This window comes from Galactobacter valiniphilus (assembly GCF_003575975.1).
Classification (GTDB): Bacteria; Actinomycetota; Actinomycetes; order Actinomycetales; family Micrococcaceae; genus Galactobacter; species Galactobacter valiniphilus.
Window position 1 is genome coordinate 68,506 of sequence record NZ_QQXK01000001.1, and the last position, 19,786, is coordinate 88,291.

Consider the following 19,786-nt stretch of genomic DNA (forward strand, 5'->3'; position numbering starts at 1 on the left):
AGCCGGTCGCTCAGAGCACCTTGGAGAGGAACTCCTGCAGGCGCGGGGTCTGGGGGTTGCCGAAGACCTGCTCCGGGGCACCCTCCTCGCACACCACGCCGTCGGCCATGAAGACCACGCGGTCGCAGACCTCGCGAGCGAAGCCCATCTCGTGCGTCACGAGCACCATGGTGATGCCGGTCTGCGCGAGCTCGCGGATCACCTCGAGCACCTCGCCCACCATCTCCGGGTCCAGCGCGGAAGTGGCCTCGTCGAAGAGCATGATCCCGGGCTCCATGGCCAGGGCGCGGGCGATCGCCACGCGCTGCTTCTGGCCGCCGGAGAGCTGCGACGGGCGCGCGTCCGCCTTCTCCTTCAGCCCCACGCGCTCCAGGAGCGCCAGCGCCTGCTTGCGCGCCTCGTCCTTGCTGCGCTTCTTCGTCTCCACGGGCGCCAGCATCACGTTCTCGATGACCGACATGTTCGGGAAGAGGTTGAAGTGCTGGAAAACCATGCCCACGTGGCGGCGGACCTCGTTGATGTCCACCTTGGGGTCGGTGAGGTCGAAGCCGGCCACGCGCACGGTGCCGGAGGTCGGATCCTCGAGCCGGTTCAGGCAGCGGAGGATGGTCGACTTGCCGGAGCCCGAGGGCCCGATCAGCGAGATCACCTCGCCGGCGTTCACCGACAGGTCGATGCCCTTGAGCACCTCGTTGGAGCCGAAGGACTTGCGCAGCCCCACAACGTCGATCACGGGTGCCGTCTCAGTCACGGTCTGCGCGCTCACTTGTTCACCTTCTTATCCACGTAGTTCGCCAGCCAGGTCAGCAGCGTGATCACAATGAAGTAGATGACGCCGACGATGATCAGCATCTCCGTGGTGCGGAAGTTCGCCGCGTAGATCTGCTGGGCCTGGTAGAGCAGTTCGGCGAAGCCGATGGTCAGCAGCAACGAAGAATCCTTCAGCGTGATGACCAGCTGGTTGATGATGGACGGCGTCGAGATCTTGACCGCCTGCGGCACCACAACGCGCTGCATCGACTTGCCCCAGCCGAGGCCGAGCGAGCGCGAGGCCTCCATCTGGCCGGGGTCAACCGACTGCAGGCCGCCGCGGACAATCTCCGTCAGGTACGCGCCGGAGTTCAGCGCGAGCGTCGCGACGCCCGCCCAGAAGATGTCTCCCTTGACGCCCGTGAGTTGCGGGAGGCCGAAGTAGAACAGGAACGCCCACACCAGGATCGGGGTGCCGCGGAAGATCGCCACGTACACGGTGGCGACGCCGCGCAGCACGCGCGAGGTGGAGACCTTCATGAAGCCGAAGACCAGGCCGAGCGCCAGCGCAATCACGAACGCCACGATCGTGATGACCACCGTGTTCCAGAGGCCCTTGGAGAGGGCCGGCCAGGAGTCGGCGGCGAGCTGGAAGATGTTGCCGCTGCTGGCGGCCTTGGGGTTCAGGTACTGATCCAGGATCTTCTGGTACTCACCGGAGGACTTCAGCTTGGCGAGGCCATCGTTGAACGCGGCGAGCAGCTCGCCGTTCTTGCCCTTCTGCACGGCAAAGCCGTACTGGCCACCGGGGATCTTCTCGGTGACGACCTTGAGGCCGTTGCCCTGAGCGATGCCGTAGGCCAGCACCGGGTAGTCGTCGAACACGGCCACGGCCGACTGGTTCTTGACCGACTCGTACATGGTCGCCGACTGGTCCAGCGCCTTGACGGTGAAGCCGTACTGCGAGGAAAGCTTCTGCGCCTCGGCCAGGCCCTCGGAGCCGGACTTGGCCACGACGGTCTTGCCCTTCAGGTCCTCGTAGCCCTTGATGGTGTCGTCCTTGGCGGAGATCGCCATCTGCACGCCGGACTCGAAGTACGGCTCGGAGAAGTCGAAGATCTTCTTGCGCTCGTCGGTGATGGACATGCCGGCGATGACGCCGTCGGCCTGCCCCGAGGTGACGGCTGAGAGCGCGGCCTGGAAGCCGAGGGACTGGATGTCGACCTGGAAGTTCTGGTCCTTCGCGATGGCGCGCAGGATGTCCATGTCGATGCCGACCAGCTCGCCGCTGGACGTATCGCGGAACTCGAACGGCGCGAAGGTCGTGTCGGTCGCGATGGTGAACTTCTTGCCGCCGAGGTCGGCGGGTAGCACGGCCGGCTGCTGAGCCTGCACGACGGCGGCCGGTTGGCTTGTCGGGGCGGGCGCGGCGTGGGCGGCGGTGCCGCCCAGCAGCATCGCGAGGGCGGCGGCGGCCACCCCGGCGATGGCCCGCAGGCCGAATCTTGATGGTGTCGAGTGCACGAAGGACTCCTTTAGTGTGCGAGTGGGCGCGCCGGTCCTCGAGCGCGCCTGGACCCAGGGTAGACCCCCGGCGGGATCGACCACTTCGGTCGGTGTGAGTCACACCACATTGGGCCTGTTAGTACCGCTTTGAGGCGTGTTCTGCGCTTTGAGGCGCGAGAAACGCGCCTCAAAGCGCAAGCTGCGCCTCAAAGCTTCGGCGAGCGCACGACGTCGGGCGCCCGCCTCAGGCGAGCAGCGTCACCTCCACCGAGGCCTCCATCCGGGAGGAGCCCTCGCCGTCGAAGACGCCGCGCAGCGGCGGCACGTCGCGGTAGTCGCGCCCACGGCCCACCACCACGTGGCGCTCGCCGATGGGGATGAGATTGGTGGGGTCGTAGCCCACCCAGCGCCCGGCGAAGTACTCGACCCACGCGTGGGCCTCGCCGGCCACGGCCTTGCCCTTCTCGGGCTCGCGCGAGGGGTGGAGGTAGCCCGAAACGTAGCGGGCCGGGATGCCCACGGAGCGCAGCGCGCCGAGGGCCACGTGCGCGATGTCCTGGCAGACGCCGCTGCCGAGCGCCCAGGCGTCGGCGGCCGTGGAATGCACGGTGGTGACGCCGGAAACGTACTTGATGGCCTCGCCCACGCGCTGGCACAGGGCCAGGGCGCTGGCGCCCACGTCCTCGGGCTCCAGAGCGTCCTGCGCCAGCTGGCGCACCCCGGAGGGCGGGGCCGTGAGCGGGGTCTGCACCATCATCTCGGCGAGCTCGAGCGAGCTCAGCGTGCGCGAGCACACCTCCTCCACGCTCATGGTGGGAACAAAGACGGCGGAGCGTTGGACCGCCACCACCGTCTCGGCGCGCAGGTGCAGCTTGGTGTGCGCCTGCAGCAGCTCGAACTCCCCCACCGTGGTGCCGAAGCCGTCCACGCTGTGGCGCAGCGGTACCGGCGGGTCCAGCGTGATGGAGCTGGAGAGCACCGTCTGGTCCATCTCCTGCAGCGGGGAGATGCGGACCTCGTTGTAGGAGGCGTGCGCCGGGTTCTCGTAGAGGAACTCGAGCGTGTGGACGACCTTGAGGCGGCTCATGAGGTGCTTCCGATCCAGGAGGGCTGGGCGTAGGAGGCGAAGTGGCGATCGCGCATGGCGTCCCCGGCGGCCACGAGGCTCGCCTGGACCTTGCGCATCCACGCCGGCATCTCGGTGCGCAGCTCGGCGGGGTCAACGTAGAGCAGCTCGCTGCGGATCCGCCCGAGGCCGGCCGTGGCGCCGCCCGGGATGACGGCGTCGCCGCGGTCCGGATCGAGCGCAGCGAGGCACCCGAGGGCGCCGTCGAGGCTGTGCAGGATGGAGCGGGAGAAATGCTTGTCCCTCACCAGGAAGTTGGCCGCCGCCTGCTCGGAGATCACGCCGCGGCAGGAGCGCAGGAAGGCCTCGTAGCCGCCGCACGCGCGCAGCAGGTTGACCCAGCTGGGGCCCTCCCCTGGGTCCCCCTCGGGGGCGCCCCAGCGGCGGGAGGCCAGGAGCCGGGCGGTCATGTCCGCCTGCTCGATGTCCCGCCCCAGGGCCAGGAAGTGCCAGCCCAGGTCGTGGCGCATCGAGACGTCGGCGATGCCCACCGCGAGGATCGAACGCTGGCGCACCCATTCGAAGAAGGAATGCACCTTGTCCTGCGTAATGACCTCGGGCATGCGCGCGTTGGTGGTGTTGAGGACCTCCCAGAACTCGGCCGAGATGATCTCGCGGGCGCGTCGGGCATTCTCGCGAGCCGCGGCGAGGGAGAAGGCGATCGAAGAGGGCTCGGTCCGCGACGCCACGAGGGTGGAGATGAGGTCCTCGCGGCTCAGGGGGCGATCGGACGCCGGCGCCTGCGCCCCCAGCACGCCGAGCAGCAGGCGGCAGGCCTGCTCCTCGTCGGCCCACGGGTCCTGCAACAGCGTCTGCATGTGGACGTCGACCATGCGGGCCGTGCCCTCGCTGCGCTCGATGTAGCGCCCGATCCAGAACAGGCTCTCGGCGATGCGGCTCAGCATGACTCCCCCTCGGCTCGGCCCTGCTGTTGCTGTTGTTGTTGCTGCTGGTGGTGCGCCTCCCCGTCCTCCGGCGTATCGAAGCCGGAGACCGAAGGAGCGGGGAAGGCGGCGGAGGCCGCCACGGCCTGCACCGGCGCCGGCCGGCGCCCGCGCCATGGATGCGAGGCCCCGCGCACGCCGTCCACCACCCAGGTGTCCTTGGAACCGCCGCCCTGGCTGGAGTTCACGACCAGCTCGCCCTCGGGCAGCGCCACGCGCGTGAGCCCGCCGGGCAGCACGTTGACCGTGCCCGAGTGGTTCACGGCGAAGGGACGCAGGTCGGCGTGGCGGGGCCGCACGCCGTCGCCCACCAGCGTGGGGAGCGTGGAGAGCACCACGAGCGGCTGGGCGATCCAGCCGCGCGGGTCCGCCCGGAGCCTGGACGCCATGGCGTTGCGTTCCTCGGCCGAGGCGTCGGGACCGATCATGATGCCCTTGCCGCCCGCGCCACCGACCGGCTTGACCACGAGCTCGTCGAGGCGATCGAGCACCTCAGCGAGCGCCTCCGGCTCCTCGAGCCGCCACGTCGGCACGTTGTCGATGATGGGTTCCTGGCCCAGGTAATAGCGGATCAGGTCGGGGACGTAGGTGTACATGAGCTTGTCGTCGGCCAGGCCGTTGCCCACGGCATTGGCGAGCGAGACCTTGCCCTCGCGGGCAGCCGCCATGAGGCCGGGCGTGCCAAGCACCGAATCGGGGCGGAACTGGAGCGGGTCGAGGTAGTCGTCGTCCACGCGGCGATAGATGACGTCAACGGGCCGCGCTCCCTCGGTGGTGCGCATGAACACGCGCCCGCCCTGGCAGTACAGGTCGCGGCCCTCCACGAGCTCCACGCCCATGAGCCGGGCGAGCAGGGTGTGCTCAAAGTAGGCGGAGTTGTAGACGCCGGGGGTCAGGACCACCACGGTGGGGTCGTCGACGCCCACGGGTGCCGAGGCCCGCAGCGCCTTCAGCAGCATGGCCGGGTAGCCGTCCACGGGCCGCACGCGCATGGTGCGGATGAGCTCCGGGAGCGTCTGCGAGATGGCGTCGCGGTTGGAGATCACGTAGGAGACGCCCGAGGGGATGCGCACGTTGTCCTCGAGGACGCGCACCGTGCCCGTCTCGTCGCGGATCAGGTCCACGCCGGCCACGTGGATGCGCACGCCGTTGGACGGCTCCACGCCGCGGGCCGAGCGGTAGTACTGCGAGGAGGAGGCGATCACGGCGGCGGGGACGATGCCGTCGCGGACCACGGCGGCCGGGCCGTAGACGTCCGCGAGGAACGCCTCCAACGCCAGCACGCGCTGGGAGACGCCCGCCTCGATGTGCTCCCACTCGCGCGCCTCGATGATGCGCGGCAGCGGGTCCAGCGGGAAGGGCGCCTCCTCACCGGCGAAGTCGAAGGTCACGCCGCGCGAGAGGTAGTTGCCTGCCAGCGCGTCGGTACGGCTGCGCAGCTCCTCCTGGTCGATGGTCTTCAGGACCCGGTGCAGCTCCAGGTACGCCTCGCGCGGGGCGGAGGGGCCAAAGCTCGTACTTGGAAACATCTCGTCCCAGCCGGCCACCCCGGCGGCCGAGCGGCGCGGCGGCGCCCCATCCGTATAGCCAGCGAAGAGATCCATCATGGGGGACATTCATCCATAGGAATGTTTCCTGCGTAAGACCTGAATGAAGACTGCGCGCAACGTGGGCGGTTGGTCACCTTTCGGTGACCTTGGCCCGCTTGGAGCCTTCATGCCCGACGTCGCCCGGTAACGTCGCGCTTTCGGCGTCCGGTGGGCGGCCGGGCGCCACGCGGCCGGGCCACCCCGGCGGCGCGCGGCACGTTGTTGCAGGAGACGCATGATCGGCACCATCGCCTACGCGGCGCTCGTCACGGTGGTCCTCGGCCTGTTGCTGTTCGCGGCGACGAGGCGCCGCGTGAGCGCCTGGCTCGCCTGGCCGCTCGGCCTGGCTTTCTGCTGGGGCGTGGAGCTCTGGCAGCTCACCGGGGTTCCAGCGCGGCTGTCCTCGCAGGGGATCGGCTGGCGGCTCACCCTGGGCACCACCTTTGATTGGCGCGACGTTGCCCTGTACCCCGTGGGCGTCGCGCTCGCCGCGCTGGCCCTATGGGCCGTGCCAGCGCTGCGAGCGACAGCACGCCGACGCGGGGAAGCCGCGTCGGACCACCCAGCCTGACGCGCGCCTTCGCCCTGAGCGAGAGCCCCACCGCCCCGCCCCGCCATGCGCCAAGATGGGTGCATGACCACCCCCGAGCAGAGCCTGCCCACGCCGCCGATCGCGCCGAAGCGCCCCGTCAGCTCCACCCACCACGGCGACACCCGCACGGATCCGTGGGAGTGGCTGCGGGACAAGGAGTCTGCGGAGGTCCTGGCCCACCTTCACGCCGAGGACGCCTATGCGAAGGCCGTCACGGCCGATCAAGAGGCCCTGCGCCAGGAGCTCTTCGACGAGATCAAGGCCCGCACCGTGGAGACGGATCTCTCCGTCCCCGCCCGCGAGCGCGGCTGGTGGTACTACTCCCGCACCGAGGAGGGCAGCCAGTACGCCCTCCACGCGCGCATCCCCGCGCAGGACACGGGCGACACGGAGGCCGATTGGACCCCGCCCACCCTGACCCCGGGCCAGCCGGTCCCGGGCGAGCAGATCCTCCTTGACGGCAACGCGCTCGCCGAGGGCCAGCCGTTCTTCTCCCTGGGCGGCCTCGACGTGAGCCGCGACGGCACGCTCCTGGCCTACGCCGTGGATAACGCCGGCGACGAGCGCTTCACGCTGCGCCTCAAGGACCTCACCACGGGCGAAGACCTGGCGGACACGATCGAGGGCACCTTCTACGACCCGCAGCTCACGCCGGACGGCACGCGGGTCATCTACACCGTGGTGGACGCCTCCTGGCGCCCCGAAAAGCTCATGGTCCACGTCATCGGCACGGACCCGGCCGAGGACACCGTCCTCTTCACGGAGACCGACCCTGGCATGTGGCTCGGGGCCTCCACCTCCCCGGACGGCGAGGACCTCGTCATCAACATCGGCAACGCCGAGTACGGCGAGAGCTGGGTCTGGGCCGGCATGGACGCCGCCTCCCAGCCCGTCAAGGTGGTGCCGCGCGAGACCCGCACGCTGCACCAGGTCCTCCCCGTCACGCTGGAGGGCGAGCGCCGCCTCATCGTGCTCTCCGACCTCGACGCCCTCAACGGCCGCGTGGACCTCGCCCCGGCCGAGGGCGGCGACCCCGCCGCCTGGACGCCGGTCCTCCCGGCCCAGGACGAGGTGAAGTTCGGCGGCATCGAGGCCACCGCCACGCACCTCATCGTCTCCGTCCGCGAGGACACCGTCCCCCGCGTCTGGACCCTGCCCCTGGCGGGTCTGGGCACGCCGGAGCAAGCGGCGCCCTCGGCGCCGCTCGCCGCGGCGGAAGGCACCCAGGTGCCTAGCGGCGCCGTGCCCGGCCACGCGCCGTCGGGCACCGACACGGAAGGAACCGCGGGCGAGGTGCCGCTCTCGGTGGCCTTCCGCTCCGCCGCCTTCGAGTCCCCCTACCTGCGGCTCGTGCGCGTGGGCGACCTGTTGCCCGCCGAGGTGCACGATGTCCGCGCCGCCGACGGCGCCTCGCGCCTGCTCAAGACCACTCCCGTGCGGCACGTGAACCTGGACGACTATCGCGTGCACCGCGAGTGGGCCACGGCCCGCGACGGCGCCCGCATCCCGCTGACCGTCATGCACCACAAGAGCGTCACGAACGACGGCACGGCCCCGCTGCAGGTCTACGGCTACGGCTCCTACGAGGCGAGCATGGACCCGGTCTTCGGCATCCCGCGCCTCTCGCTCCTGGACCGCGGCGTGGTCTACGCCGTGGCCCACATCCGCGGCGGCGGCGAGCGCGGCCGCGAGTGGTACCTGCAGGGCAAGAAGCTTGCAAAGCAGAACACCTTCACCGACTTCGTCGACGCCACCGCCTGGCTGACCGAGAACGGCTGGGGCGACCCGGCGCGCGTCGCCGCCGTGGGCGGCAGCGCCGGCGGCCTGCTCATGGGCGCCGTGGCCAACCTGGCCCCGGAGCGCTACGCGGCGATCGTGGCGCAGGTGCCCTTCGTCGACCCGCTGACCTCCATCCTGGATCCCGAGCTGCCCCTCTCCGCCCTCGAGTGGGAGGAGTGGGGCAACCCCATCGAGGACGCCGAGGTCTACGCCTACATGAAGTCCTACTCCCCCTACGAGAACGTGGGTTCCCTGCCCTACCCGGCCATCGCGGCGCGCACCTCGCTCAACGACACCCGCGTGCTCTACGTGGAGCCTGCCAAGTGGGTGCAGGTCCTGCGCGAGCGCGGCACGGGAACCGAGCCCATCGTCATGACGATCGAGATGGACGGCGGCCACGGCGGCGCGTCCGGGCGCTACGAGGGCTGGAAGGACCGCGCCTGGGACAACGCCTTCGTCCTGACGCACCTGGGCGCCACGGCGCGCATCGCGCCGCTCGCCTGAGCCGTCCCGGGGGCAGCGATCCCCTCACGTCCCTGCCGCGGGCCCCTTCTTCTGGAGGGGCCCGCGGCGGCATGATGGGCGCCATGTGGTTCAGGGACCTGCTGGCGACCTTCCGCCCGGGCGCGAGCGCGAAGGACGGCCCGCTGCCGCCGCTCTTGCTCGCCCTGACGCTCCTGACGGGGCTCGTCGACGCCCTCTCCTACCTCGTGCTCGGCCACGTCTTTGTCGCCAACATGACCGGCAACGTGGTCTTCCTCGGCTTTGCCCTCCCGGGCGTGGGCTGTTTCTGGGCGCCGGCCTCGATCGCGGCGATCGCCGCCTTCGGCGTCGGGGCGCTGGCGGGCGGGCACTGGATCGCGCCGGCCAGCGTGTTGCGGGCCGCGGCACGCTGGCGGGCGGGCGCTGGATCGCGCCGGCCAGCGTGCCGCGGGCCGCGGCCCTCTGGCGCACGACGGCGTGCCAGGCCCTCCTGGGGCTCCTCGCCTGGGCCGCGTGGGCCGTAAGTTCGGGCGACGCTCCCGGCGGGGCGGTCGCCGGCACGTTCGCCTCGCTGCTCGTCATCGTGCCGCTCGCCGTGGCCATGGGCCTGCAGAACCACACGGCGAGGTCCCTCAAGGTCGCGGATCTGACCACCACGGTGCTCACCCTGACCATCACCGGGCTCTTCGCCGATTCCTCCGGCCCGGGCGGCGCCCCGCACCAGGGCCGCCGGCTGCTCTCCATCCTGGCCATGGGCATCGGCGCGGCGCTCGGCGCCTGGGCCGTGCTGGGCGGGCTCACGTGGCTCGTCTTTCTCGGCTGCGTTCTGCTCCCGGCGGCCGTCGCCGTGGCCGCCTGGCGGGCCGGGCGCTCGGCGCCCGCCTGGAGCGAGACGTGAGCACCCGCCGTCGGGCGTTGCGGCCGTCACCCGATCCTGTGACGCTTGACACAAGCGTCACTCGGGGCATAGCTTCCAGTTACTGACAGACCGTTCGGTCACTAAAGGGCGCCCGCGTCCTCGCACCGCCGCAGGGAAGGAAGCGCATGAGCGCAGAAGCCACGGAACTGGGGGCCCGCCTGGGCGCGCAGCACAAGATCCTCGAGTTCGATCACTGCTCGCACTGGCTCGGCGTGGAACCCGTCGAGGTCGAGGACGGCCGCGTGGTCATCGAGATGACCCTGCGCAAGGAGATGCTCAACGGCTTCGGCATCGCCCAGGGCGGCATGCTCTTTACCTTCGCCGACGTCGCGTTTGCCATGGCCTGCAACGAGGCCGAGGGTGCCGAGGACCACTACACCGTGGCCCAGGGTGCCGACGTCAACTTCCTGCGCCCCGGCCAGCCGGGGCGCCCCATCCGCGCCACCGCCGTCCGCCGCGTCCAGCAGGGACGCAGCGGCCTGTACGACATCACCGTCACGCAAGAAAACGCCGACGGCTCGGTCTCCACCCTCCTGGAGTTCCGCGGTCGCTCCCGCACCGTCATGGGCGCCCCGCCCATCGTTCGTTAGCCCCGCAACGACTCACCCGCGGTCCCCTCGCCGCACACCGGCCGGCGGTTCGTTCCACCGGCGCCCACCCGCACGCAGCACCCACGCAGAATCCAGGAAGGCTCAACGATGACCTCCACGAACACCACCTCGACCGAGAATGGCCTCGATCCCGAAGAGACGATGAGCCGCGACCAGATCGAGGCCATCCAGACCGAGCGCACCGCGGCCATCCTGGACTACGCGTACAACCGCGTGCCGCTGTACAAGAAGAAGTTCGACGATCACGGCGTGCACCCCTCCGACTTCGTGGAGCTCGCCGACCTGGCCAAGTTCCCGTTCACGTCCAAGGAGGACCTGCGCGAGACCTACCCCTTCGGCATGTTTGCCGTGCCGCGCGAGGAGGTCGTGCGCATCCACGCCTCCTCCGGCACCACGGGCCGCGCCACCGTGGTGGGCTACACCCAGCAGGATCTCGACGACTGGGCCAAGCTCGGCGCCCGCTGCTTCCGCCTCTCCGGCGTGCAGCGCGGCTGGCGCGTGCACAACGCCTACGGCTACGGCCTCTTCACTGGCGGCCTCGGCGCGCACGCCGCGATCGAGCGCGCCGGTGCCACGGTCATCCCCATGTCCGGCGGCCAGACCGAGAAGCAGATCACGCTGATCCAGGACTTCGAGCCCGAGGCCATCGCCTGCACGCCCACCTACCTGCTGACCATCGGCGACGCCATGCAGCGCCAGGGCCTCGACCCCCGCAAGACCTCCGTCAAGGTCGCCGTGCTCGGCGCCGAGCCCTGGACGCAGGAGATGCGCGAGGAGCTCGAGGAGATGTGGGACATCGACGCGTGCGACATTTACGGCCTCTCCGAGGTCATGGGCCCCGGCGTGGCCGGCGAGTCGAACCTGACCAAGGACGGCTCCCACATCTGGGAGGACCACTTCCGCCCCGAGATCATCGACCCCTTCGATGAGCGCCGCGTCATGGCCGACGGCGAGTCCGGCGAGCTGGTCTTTACCACCCTGACCAAGCAGGCGCTGCCGATCATCCGCTACCGCACGCACGACCTCACCACGCTGCTCCCCGGCACGGCCCGCCCCGGCCACCGCCGCATGGGCCGCATCACGGGCCGCAGCGACGACATGATCATCCTGCGCGGCGTGAACCTCTTCCCCACGCAGATCGAGGAGCTCGTGCTCAAGGTGGACGGCCTCTCGCCGCACTTCCAGCTCGAGATCACCCGCCCGGGCCGCATGGACCAGCTGGCCGTGAAGGTGGAGCGCCGCGAGGACTGCTCCACCGACCGCGCCCGCGCAGCGGCCGGCGAGCTGCAGAAGCTCATCAAGATCCACATCGGCTCCAGTTGCGCCATCGACGTGGTGGACCCGGGCGCCCTGGTCCGCTCCGTGGGCAAGCTGCGCCGCGTCTACGACCTGCGCAACCAGTAATTCCTCGACGCAACGTGGGGTGGGCGCACGCCCACCCCACGTTGCGTTTCACACGACACCCGGCCACGCGCCGTGGGAGGATCACCCCTATGCCCACCATCTCCACCCCCGGAAGCACGCCAGCCGCCGCCCAGCACGGGGCCAAGCGCGGCCGCCCGGGCTACGACCAGGCCACGGTCCTGAAGATCGCGGTCCAGGCGTTCACCGAGTTTGGCTACGACGCCACGAGCATGGGGATGCTGGCCGAGCGGCTCGGCATCTCGAAGTCGGCCATCTATCACCACGTGCCGTCCAAGGTGGAGATCCTGCGCCTGGCGCTGGATTCGGCCCTCACCCCGCTCGAGGCGGTGTTCGACGACGCCTCGCAGGGCTCCGGCACGGCGCTCGAGCGCCTGCGTGGCGCCGTGAGCGGCACGCTCAAGGTGCTCTTCGAGCAGCAGACCTCCGTCACGCTCCTGCTGCGTCTGCGGGGCAACTCCGAGGTGGAGCTCGCAGCGATGGAGCGCCGCCGCGCGCTCGACCGCCACGCGGCAGCCTTGGTCAGCGCCGCGCAGGAGGAGGGCTCCGTGCGCTCAGATCTTGCGGCCACCACCGTGGCCCGCTTCCTCTTCGGCACGGTCAACTCCCTCACCGAGTGGTACCGCCCGGGCGGCAACGTCTCCGAGGCGGAGGCGGAGCGCACCATCCTCGCCATCCTCTTCGACGGCCTCGTCCCGCGCGCCTGACGCTGAGAGAACGCTTTGCAGCTCGGCCCCGACCCCACGTGGGTCGGGGCCGGAGTTCTATGCCCCGTAGAATGGCCGGTGGCCTGTGCTGTGCGCGGGCCACTCAAGACGATTCTCGAGAAGAGCTAGGCAGCACGTGAACGACCTGATCATGACCCTCACGGGAGCGGAAGCCGGCACGACCACCGCCACGGTGTTCCTGCTGACGATGCTCTCGAGCCTGTTCCTTGCGGTGGGCAATGTGTTCCTGGCCCGCCGCAACGACCTCGGCTGGTGGTTCTACCTGCTCGGTGTCTTTGCCGGTCCGCTCTTCGTTGCCCTCTACCCGGGCCAGAACGACTACTGGCTGCTGCTCGGCGCCGTGCCGCAGCTCATTGCGGGCGCCGTGGGCCTGTGGGCCTTCTCCCGCTCCAGCCTGCGCGGGCGCTACACGCGCCGCGTGAAGAACGCCGAGTGCTCCGTGGCGGCGCTCATCCTCTTTGTGGTGCTGGTCCTCGTGGTCACCCTGCTGCAGTTCGGCGAGGCCATCACGGCCCCGCGCGTGCTGTTCGCGACGCTGAGCAACCCCGGCATGATCACCCCCTGGATCAACGCTCTCTGCACGGCCCTCCTGACGGTCTCCGTGGCCTACCTCGGCTTCGGCGCCCGCTGGGCCTGGGGCACCCTCGCCCTCGCCGGCGCTGGCCTGGCCGCCCTGACCACCCTGCAGCCCATCATCTCCGGCTCGGGCGAGCCGCTCTTCGCCCTCCTCTTCGGCTACGTGCTGATCTTCATCACGGCGATCTACGGCCTCATCGCGTGGGGCACCCCGGTGCCCGCCGCCGAGGAGGACGCCGCCGAGGAGGCCGAGGTCGAGGCCAGCGCCGACGTGCTGGACCGCGCCGCGGCCGAGCGCGCCGTCGCTGCACAGGATGCCGAGGACGCCGAGGACTCCGCGGCCGCCCAGGCCGAGGCCCCCTCCGGAGACGAGGCCGCGGAAGCCGACGCCGCGACGTCGGGCACCGAGACCCCCGCCGAGGCCAAGCGCGACTGAGCCTCACCGCCGGCAAGGGGGATGCATTCCCGCCAGGGAATGCATCGCCCTTTTCGCGTCATACAAGGGCACAGGAGCGTCCCCGGGCGACCTCGCACCGTCCCCTGCCGGTACGTTGAGGTCAGCCTCTTCTCTGCGGGGAGGGGCATCCATGACACCGCAGTACCCGGAGGAACAATGACGTCCCGACCTGATACCAACGCGCCCGCATCCCGCTCGGCCGGCCACCTCATCGTCGACAGCCTCGTGGCTCACGGCGTGAAGCGCACCTACGTGGTGCCGGGCGAGAGCTACCTGGATGTGCTCGACGGCCTGCACCACTCGGAGATCGAGACCGTGGTCTGCCGCCACGAGGGCGGCGCCGCCTACATGGCCGAGGCCGACGGCAAGTTGCACCAGGTGCCCGGCGTCGCGATGGTCACCCGCGGCCCCGGCGCCGCCAACGCCCACGTGGGCCTGCACACCGCGTGGCAGGACTCCACGCCCATGGTCCTCTTTGTTGGCCTCATCCCCTTCGAGCACCGCGACCGCGAGGCCTTCCAGGAGTTCGATCCCAAGGCCTGGTTCGAGTCCGGTGCCAAGCGCGTCATGGTCCTCGACCACGCCGAGCGCGCCTCCGAGATCGTCGCCGAGGCCATGTTCGCCGCCGTCTCCGGCCGCCCCGGCCCCGTGGTGGTCGGCCTGCCCGAGGACATCATCCGCGAGCAGGTCCACGCCGAGGTGCATCCGCAGATCCCCGTGGCCACGGGCGGCATGACCGTGGAGGACTGGAAGTCCCTCAAGGCGGCGCTCCTGGAGTCCAAGAAGCCGCTCTTCATCTTCGGCGGCAACGACTGGACGCAGGAGGGCGCCACGGCCTTCACGCAGTGGCTCGAGGAGCACAAGCTCGCCGCCGCCGCCGAGTGGCGCTGCGAGGGCACCGTGCCCTTCTCCTCCCCGTCCTACGTGGGCCCCATCGGCTACGGCCGCCCCAAGCCGACCTACGACCTGCTCGAGGAGACCGACCTCCTCGTGTTCATCGGCACCGTCCCCGGCGACGTCATCACCAACGGCTTCAACATCCGCCAGAACTGGGACCAGAAGAACTTCATCGTCACGATGGATCCCTCGCTGCGCGGCCGCTCCGGCCCCGTGACCCACCAGATCGTCTCCAAGCCGGACACCTTCGTGCGCGACCTCGTCCGCATGGACCTCGAGGTCAAGCCGGAGTGGGAGGAATTCACCACCCGCATGCGCGCCGAGCAGGAGAAGTTCGCGGCCCTGCCGGAGGCCCGCACCGATGCTGAGCAGTCCACCATGGACTCCGTCATGGCCCACCTGGTCCCGGCCCTCCCGGCCGACACCATGGTGACCTTCGGCGCCGGCGAGCACACCAACTGGGCGCACCGCTACTTCCCCACCGAGTTCTACGCGTCGATGATCTCGGCCCGTAACGGCTCCATGGGCTACTCCGTGCCCTCCGCCGTGGCGGCCTCGCTCAACTACCCCGAGCGCCTCGTCGTGACCATCGCCGGCGACGGCGAGTTCCTCATGAACGGCCAGGAGCTGGCCACGGCCGCGCAGTACGGTGCCACGCCGCTCGTGATCGTCATGGACAACGAGGAGTACGGCACCATCCGCACGCACCAGGAGCGCATGTACCCGCAGCGCATCTCGGGCACGCAGCTGAAGAACCCCGACTTCGCGCTCATGGCGCAGGCGTTCGGCGGCTTCGGCGCGCGCGTGGAGCGCAACGAGCAGATCGCCGACGCCCTGGCCGCCGCGATCGAGGCCACGCGCAACGGGCAGTTCGCGCTGGTCCACGTCCTGGTGCCGCAGCGCTCCAAGGCCTACTGAGCCGGCCGGCTCCCCGAGCGGGGTGCCGCGGGGCGTTACGTCACGCCCCGCAGTGCCCCGCTCGTCTTGTGTCGGGCATCCTGAGGGCGTCCCCGCGGGGGCGGGTGGCAGGGGCCGCGTGAGGTGCCCGACGGCGTGTGGTGGCTTCGGGCACGACGGCGCCCGGTCGCCGTCGTGCCTTGGGTTGCCCCGGCCGCGGCCGCCAGCGCGGCACCCGCCCGGGCCTCGTGACGCCCGGCGAGCGCGAGTGATTGAATGGCAATGGCCTCGCGTCCGCCTGCGACGCGGCCGCTCTTGGAGGATGTGCAGTGATCGAATTGAAAACCCCCGCGGAGATCGAGGCGATGCGCCCCGCCGGCCGCTTCGTCGCCGACGTGCTCGCGGCGCTCAAGGCCAGCGCCAAGGTCGGCGTGAACCTCCTGGAGCTGGACGCCCTGGCCGCCCGCATGATCAAGGAGGCCGGCGCGGTCTCCTGCTACGTCGACTACGAGCCCGCCGGCTTCGGCAAGGGGCCCTTCGGCTACTCGCTGTGCACCTCCGTGAACGACGCCGTGTTGCACGGCAAGCCCTTCGACTACGTCCTGCGCGACGGCGACGTGCTCAGCGTGGACTTCGCCGCGAGCCTCAACGGCTGGGTCGCCGACGCCGCCGTGACCGTGGTGGTCGGCCGCGAGAACGCCGAGGGCGAGCGGCTGATACGCGCCACCGAGGAGGCCCTCGCCGCGGGCATCGCCGCCGCCCAGCCGGGCGCCAAGACGGGCGACATCTCGCACGCCATCGGCGAGGTCGCGCGCTCCTACGGCCTCACGGTCAACCTCGAGTTCGGCGGCCACGGCGTGGGCCACACCATGCACGAGGACCCACACATCTCCAACGATGGCCGCCCGGGCCGGGGCCTCAAGCTGCTGCCCGGCATGGTCGTGGCGATCGAGCCGTGGTTCATGTCCACCACCAACCGCCTGCGCACCGACCGCGACGGCTGGACCCTGCGCAGCGCCGACGGCTCGCTGACCGCCCACTCCGAACACACCGTGGCCATCACGGAGACGGGAAACATCGTCCTGACGGCGCCGTAGGCCGGGCCGCCACTGCCCGCAGAGCGGACCAGTCCAACAGTGATTGACAAGTCTCTATCGCTGGGGGCAGACTGGTCGCACCGCCGCGGCGCCCCCGCCGCAGGCCCCGGAACGTACGGGGTCCACACCGGCGGTATCGACGAAAGGAGGCCGACGATGAAGGAACCCTTCCAGGGTGTGCCGCGCCAGGCGCACGGGAAGCGTCAGGACATCAACGGCAAGGGCCTGCGCCCCTCCCGAACTGTCCCGCCTCGTTCCCACGCCGCCAGGCGCGGCGCCTAACCCACACGGGTTTCGGTGGGCCCGTCCCCCACGCTGACGAGCGTGGAGGGGCGGGCCTTTCCCGTACCCTCGAACCACTCACCCTCCCCCGAAAGGCCGCCATGAGCACCGCCCCCGTCCACCCGCTCGCCTCCGCCCTGCCCAGCTTCGGGCTCGTGCTGCGCACCCCGCGCCTGGCCCTGCGCCCAGTGTGGGACGAGGACATCGTGGGCCTCGTGGACGCCGCCGTCGCCGGCATCCACCCCAAGGACCAGATGCCGTTTGTGGTGCCGTGGTCGCTGGCCCCGCGCGAGGAAATGTTGCCGAGCACGGCCCAGAACATCTGGGGCGAACGGGCAGAACGCACGCCCGAGAACTGGAACCTCAGCTTTGCCGTGCGGCGCGTGGACGCGGACGTGGACGCCTGGTGGCGGGCCCCGATCATCGGGCGCCAGGACTACTTCGTGAAGAACTTCCCCCTCAATCGCTCCGTCGGCACGGGCTCCTGGCTCACCGCCTCCGAGCAGGGCAAGGGCTTGGGCAAGGAGATGCGCCAGGCGATCCTTGTCTTCGCCTTCGACCACCTCGGTGCCACGGAAGCCACCTCCGGTGCGTACGACTGGAACCTGCCCTCGCAGGGCGTGTCCCGGGCGGTCGGCTACCGCGAGAACGGCCGTGCGCGTGAGGTCAGCGCCGGCCAGCCCGTCCGCACGGTCTTGTTCACCATGGAACCCCACGAGTTCGTCCGCCCCGAGTGGACGCTAGGCGTGGAGGGCGACGTCCCGGGCCTGCGCGCCGAGCTCGGCATCCCGGAGGAGTGATCTCCTTCCCCGGTGCTTGCACCTTTCCCCGGTCGATACGCGGGGAAAAGTGCAACGACCGGGGAAACGCGACGCAGGGCCGCGCGCGGCCCGCCCCCCCACCGCACGACGACGCCGCGGTGACCTTGTCATGGGAAGGTCACCGCGGCGTCGCCGTGCGTCAAAGGGTCGGCATCACCAGTTCTTGTAGGTGATGTCCTCCTTCTCCACGAGCGTGAGGACGTCGTACGTGGCGACGAGCTCGCCGTTCTGGTTGTTCAGAACGGCGTCCCAGGCGACCTCCCCGTACTCGTCGGTGACGCGCGGGGTGATCTTCTTGGCCGTGAGCGTCACGCGGATGGAATCACCGGCGGCGACGGGCGTGATGAAGCGCAGGTTCTCCAGGCCGTAGTTGGCCAGCACCGGCCCCGGCGCAGGCTCCACGAAGAGGCCGGCGGCCCAGGAGACCAGCAGGTAGCCGTGGGCCACGATGCCGGGGAAGAAGGGGTTGGCCTCAGCGGCGTCGGGCTGCGTGTGGGCGTAGAAGGTGTCGCCCGTGGTGTCGGCGAAGGCCTGGATCTCCTCGCGGGAGACCTGGCGCAGGCCGGAGGCGAAGCCGTCGCCGATGCGCAGCTCGGCGAGGGACTTGCGAAACGGGTGCACATTCTCGGGGCTGCCGCCGAACTCGGGGTCGCCGGCGAGGGACTGCTTGGCGCCCGTGTGCCAGACCTGCGTCACGGCGGTGAGCATGTCGGGGCTACCCTGCAGGGCGGTGCGGGCCATGTGGTGCTTGACGGCGCGGATGCCGCCGAGCTCCTCGCCGCCGCCGGCGCGGCCGGGGCCGCCGTGGATCAGGTGCGGCATGGGCGAGCCGTGGCCCGTGGAGGTCTTGGCGTCGTCGCGGTCCAGGACGTGGACGCGGCCGTGGTGGGCCGCGATGCCCTGGGTCAGCGCCACGACCACGGCCGGGTCGTGCGAGCAAATGGTGGCCACGAGCGAGCCGCCACCCATCGCGGCAAGGCGCACGGCGTCGTCCACATCGGCGTACTCGATGACGGAGGTCACCGGGCCGAAGGCCTCGATCTCGTGGACGGCCGGGGCGTTGGGGTTCTCCCACGTGAGCACCACGGGCGACATGTAGGCGCCGGCCTCGGCGGCCTTCCCCTCCTGGGTGACGGCGTCCTGCGCGGACGGGTCGCCGTAGGCCAGGGCGCCTCCTCCGGCCACGAGGCGGCCCACGGCGTCGCGGACGTCGCGCAGCTGATCCATGGAGGCGAGCGGGCCCATCGTGGCGCCCTCGGCGCGCGGATCGCCCGTCTTGGTGCGGGAGTCGAAAGTCGCGGCCAGTGCAGCCACGACGGCGTCGCGGCGCCCGGCGGGGACGAGGACGCGGCGCACGGCGGTGCACTTCTGACCAGCCTTGGCGGTGACCTCGTTGGAAACGGAGCGGATGAAGGCCGTGAACTCCGGGGTGTCCTCGGTGGCGTCCGGGCCGAGGATCGCGGCGTTGAGCGAGTCGGTCTCGGCCGTGAAGCGCACGCCGCCCTCGGTCACGTTGACGTGCTTGCCGAGCCCGTGGGCCGTGGCGGCGGAGCCGGTGAAGGCCACCATGTCGCGGTAGTCGAGGTGGTCCAGGATGTCGCGGGCGGAGCCGGAGACGAGCTGGATGGAGCCGGCGGGCAGGAGGCCGGACTCGACCATGAGGCGCACGCAGGCCTCGGTCAGGTAACCCGTGGGGGTGGCCGGCTTGACGATGGTCGGCACGCCGGCGATGAAGGCCGGGGCGAATTTCTCGAGCATGCCCCAGACGGGGAAGTTGAAGGCGTTGATCTGCACCGCCACGCCCGGGAGCGCGGTGAAGACGTGCGTGCCCTGGAAGGAGCCGTCCTTGGAGAGGACCTCGACCGGGCCCTCCTCGATGACATTGGCGTTCGGGAGCTCGCGGCGACCCTTCGAGGAGAAGGTGAAGAGCACGCCGATGCCGCCGTCGATGTCAACGAAGCCGTCGCGCTTCGTGGCGCCCGTGGCGAGGTTGAGGCGATCCAGCTCCTCGCGGTGCTCCTGCAGATACAGCGCGAGCTGCTTCAGGATGAGGGCGCGCTCGTGCAGGCTCAGGGCCTTCAGGCCCGCCTGGCCCACGGTGCGGGCGTGGTTGATCATGGCCGCGATGTCGAGGCCGGAGGTGGAGGCCTGGGCGATCAGCTCACCCGTGGAGGCGTCGCGGACCTCGGTGCCGGCGGTGCCGTCGGCGGGCGTCCACCAGGCGTCGAGGGCGTAGCTGGGCACATAGCTGGTGTGGGCGGTGAGGGTCACGACGCGCCTTTCCCGAACGATCGGTCAGTTTTCCAAGGC

Annotated in this window: 18 protein-coding genes; 12 read left to right on the plus strand and 6 right to left on the minus strand. The window is 70.5% G+C overall.

Annotation, left to right across the window (positions count from 1 at the left end; genetic code table 11):
• Positions 1-10: 10 nt before the first annotated feature.
• The 5 genes from DWB68_RS00360 to DWB68_RS00380 all read right to left on the minus strand — a co-directional run bounded on the left by DWB68_RS00360 (position 11) and on the right by DWB68_RS00380 (position 5,933).
• Complete coding sequence (locus DWB68_RS00360) at positions 11-766, minus strand: amino acid ABC transporter ATP-binding protein (RefSeq protein ID WP_119423152.1); 756 nt, start codon at positions 764-766, stop codon at positions 11-13.
• Positions 763-2,274: an amino acid ABC transporter substrate-binding protein/permease gene (locus DWB68_RS00365; RefSeq protein ID WP_233548523.1), complete on the minus strand. Its 1,512-nt coding sequence runs from the start codon at positions 2,272-2,274 to the stop codon at positions 763-765. The genes DWB68_RS00360 and DWB68_RS00365 overlap by 4 nt, the downstream gene beginning before the upstream one ends.
• A gap of 226 nt (positions 2,275-2,500) precedes the next feature.
• Positions 2,501-3,343 (minus strand): transglutaminase family protein, encoded by an 843-nt coding sequence (locus tag DWB68_RS00370; RefSeq protein WP_119423153.1) that lies wholly within the window; start codon positions 3,341-3,343, stop codon positions 2,501-2,503.
• The gene (locus DWB68_RS00375) at positions 3,340-4,287 is read right to left on the minus strand and encodes an alpha-E domain-containing protein (protein ID WP_119423154.1); all 948 of its coding nucleotides are present in this window, start codon (positions 4,285-4,287) and stop codon (positions 3,340-3,342) included. Before DWB68_RS00375 ends, DWB68_RS00370 begins: the two co-directional genes overlap by 4 nt.
• Entirely contained in the window at positions 4,281-5,933 is a 1,653-nt protein-coding gene (locus DWB68_RS00380) for a circularly permuted type 2 ATP-grasp protein (RefSeq protein ID WP_119423155.1), read from the minus strand. Before DWB68_RS00380 ends, DWB68_RS00375 begins: the two co-directional genes overlap by 7 nt.
• Positions 5,934-6,150: 217 nt before the next feature.
• On the opposite strand from DWB68_RS00380, the gene DWB68_RS00385 reads away from it, so the two are divergent.
• From DWB68_RS00385 to DWB68_RS00435, 12 genes are all read left to right on the plus strand, one after another.
• Positions 6,151-6,486: a DUF2809 domain-containing protein gene (locus DWB68_RS00385; protein WP_119423156.1), complete on the plus strand. Its 336-nt coding sequence runs from the start codon at positions 6,151-6,153 to the stop codon at positions 6,484-6,486.
• Between the two features lie 63 nt (positions 6,487-6,549).
• On the plus strand, positions 6,550-8,790 hold the full coding sequence (locus DWB68_RS00390) for a S9 family peptidase (RefSeq protein ID WP_119423157.1): 2,241 nt from the start codon (positions 6,550-6,552) through the stop codon (positions 8,788-8,790).
• A gap of 71 nt (positions 8,791-8,861) precedes the next feature.
• Positions 8,862-9,293: a DUF1275 family protein gene (locus DWB68_RS16910; protein WP_267896905.1), complete on the plus strand. Its 432-nt coding sequence runs from the start codon at positions 8,862-8,864 to the stop codon at positions 9,291-9,293.
• Positions 9,212-9,667: a DUF1275 family protein gene (locus DWB68_RS16915; protein WP_199700330.1), complete on the plus strand. Its 456-nt coding sequence runs from the start codon at positions 9,212-9,214 to the stop codon at positions 9,665-9,667. Before DWB68_RS16910 ends, DWB68_RS16915 begins: the two co-directional genes overlap by 82 nt.
• 146 nt (positions 9,668-9,813) lie before the next feature.
• Positions 9,814-10,278, plus strand: coding sequence for a hotdog fold thioesterase (locus tag DWB68_RS00405; RefSeq protein WP_119423158.1), 465 nt, complete (start codon positions 9,814-9,816; stop codon positions 10,276-10,278).
• Between the two features lie 108 nt (positions 10,279-10,386).
• Complete coding sequence (locus DWB68_RS00410) at positions 10,387-11,703, plus strand: AMP-binding protein (RefSeq protein WP_119423159.1); 1,317 nt, start codon at positions 10,387-10,389, stop codon at positions 11,701-11,703.
• Positions 11,704-11,792: 89 nt separating this feature from the next.
• Complete coding sequence (locus DWB68_RS00415; protein WP_119423160.1) at positions 11,793-12,428, plus strand: TetR/AcrR family transcriptional regulator; 636 nt, start codon at positions 11,793-11,795, stop codon at positions 12,426-12,428.
• A gap of 136 nt (positions 12,429-12,564) precedes the next feature.
• Entirely contained in the window at positions 12,565-13,461 is an 897-nt protein-coding gene (locus DWB68_RS00420) for a nicotinamide mononucleotide transporter (RefSeq protein ID WP_119423161.1), read from the plus strand.
• A 177-nt stretch (positions 13,462-13,638) separates the two neighbouring features.
• Positions 13,639-15,297 carry a thiamine pyrophosphate-dependent enzyme gene (locus DWB68_RS00425; protein WP_119423162.1) on the plus strand — a complete coding sequence of 553 codons (1,659 nt, stop codon included), beginning with the start codon at positions 13,639-13,641 and terminating at the stop codon, positions 15,295-15,297.
• Between the two features lie 308 nt (positions 15,298-15,605).
• Positions 15,606-16,373 carry a type I methionyl aminopeptidase gene (map, locus tag DWB68_RS00430; RefSeq protein ID WP_119423163.1) on the plus strand — a complete coding sequence of 256 codons (768 nt, stop codon included), beginning with the start codon at positions 15,606-15,608 and terminating at the stop codon, positions 16,371-16,373.
• 156 nt (positions 16,374-16,529) lie between these two features.
• On the plus strand, positions 16,530-16,655 hold the full coding sequence (locus DWB68_RS16920) for a hypothetical protein (protein ID WP_267896906.1): 126 nt from the start codon (positions 16,530-16,532) through the stop codon (positions 16,653-16,655).
• 101 nt (positions 16,656-16,756) lie between these two features.
• On the plus strand, positions 16,757-17,455 hold the full coding sequence (locus DWB68_RS00435; protein WP_119423164.1) for a GNAT family N-acetyltransferase: 699 nt from the start codon (positions 16,757-16,759) through the stop codon (positions 17,453-17,455).
• 174 nt (positions 17,456-17,629) lie between these two features.
• On the opposite strand, the gene paaZ is transcribed toward DWB68_RS00435, so the two are convergent.
• On the minus strand, positions 17,630-19,747 hold the full coding sequence (paaZ, locus tag DWB68_RS00440; RefSeq protein ID WP_233548524.1) for a phenylacetic acid degradation bifunctional protein PaaZ: 2,118 nt from the start codon (positions 19,745-19,747) through the stop codon (positions 17,630-17,632).
• Positions 19,748-19,786: the final 39 nt, after the last annotated feature.

Bases quoted from the DNA above. Each gene is read 5' to 3' on its own strand.
- DWB68_RS00370 (WP_119423153.1), bottom strand. From the start codon at position 3,343: ATGAGCCGCCTCAAGGTCGTCCACACGCTCGAGTTCCTCTACGAGAAC.
- DWB68_RS00375 (WP_119423154.1), bottom strand. From the start codon at position 4,287: ATGCTGAGCCGCATCGCCGAGAGCCTGTTCTGGATCGGGCGCTACATC.
- DWB68_RS00380 (WP_119423155.1), bottom strand. From the start codon at position 5,933: ATGATGGATCTCTTCGCTGGCTATACGGATGGGGCGCCGCCGCGCCGC.
- DWB68_RS00385 (WP_119423156.1), top strand. From the start codon at position 6,151: ATGATCGGCACCATCGCCTACGCGGCGCTCGTCACGGTGGTCCTCGGC.
- DWB68_RS00390 (WP_119423157.1), top strand. From the start codon at position 6,550: ATGACCACCCCCGAGCAGAGCCTGCCCACGCCGCCGATCGCGCCGAAG.
- DWB68_RS16910 (WP_267896905.1), top strand. From the start codon at position 8,862: ATGATGGGCGCCATGTGGTTCAGGGACCTGCTGGCGACCTTCCGCCCG.
- DWB68_RS00405 (WP_119423158.1), top strand. From the start codon at position 9,814: ATGAGCGCAGAAGCCACGGAACTGGGGGCCCGCCTGGGCGCGCAGCAC.
- DWB68_RS00410 (WP_119423159.1), top strand. From the start codon at position 10,387: ATGACCTCCACGAACACCACCTCGACCGAGAATGGCCTCGATCCCGAA.
- DWB68_RS00415 (WP_119423160.1), top strand. From the start codon at position 11,793: ATGCCCACCATCTCCACCCCCGGAAGCACGCCAGCCGCCGCCCAGCAC.
- DWB68_RS00425 (WP_119423162.1), top strand. From the start codon at position 13,639: ATGACGTCCCGACCTGATACCAACGCGCCCGCATCCCGCTCGGCCGGC.
- DWB68_RS16920 (WP_267896906.1), top strand. From the start codon at position 16,530: ATGAAGGAACCCTTCCAGGGTGTGCCGCGCCAGGCGCACGGGAAGCGT.
- DWB68_RS00435 (WP_119423164.1), top strand. From the start codon at position 16,757: ATGAGCACCGCCCCCGTCCACCCGCTCGCCTCCGCCCTGCCCAGCTTC.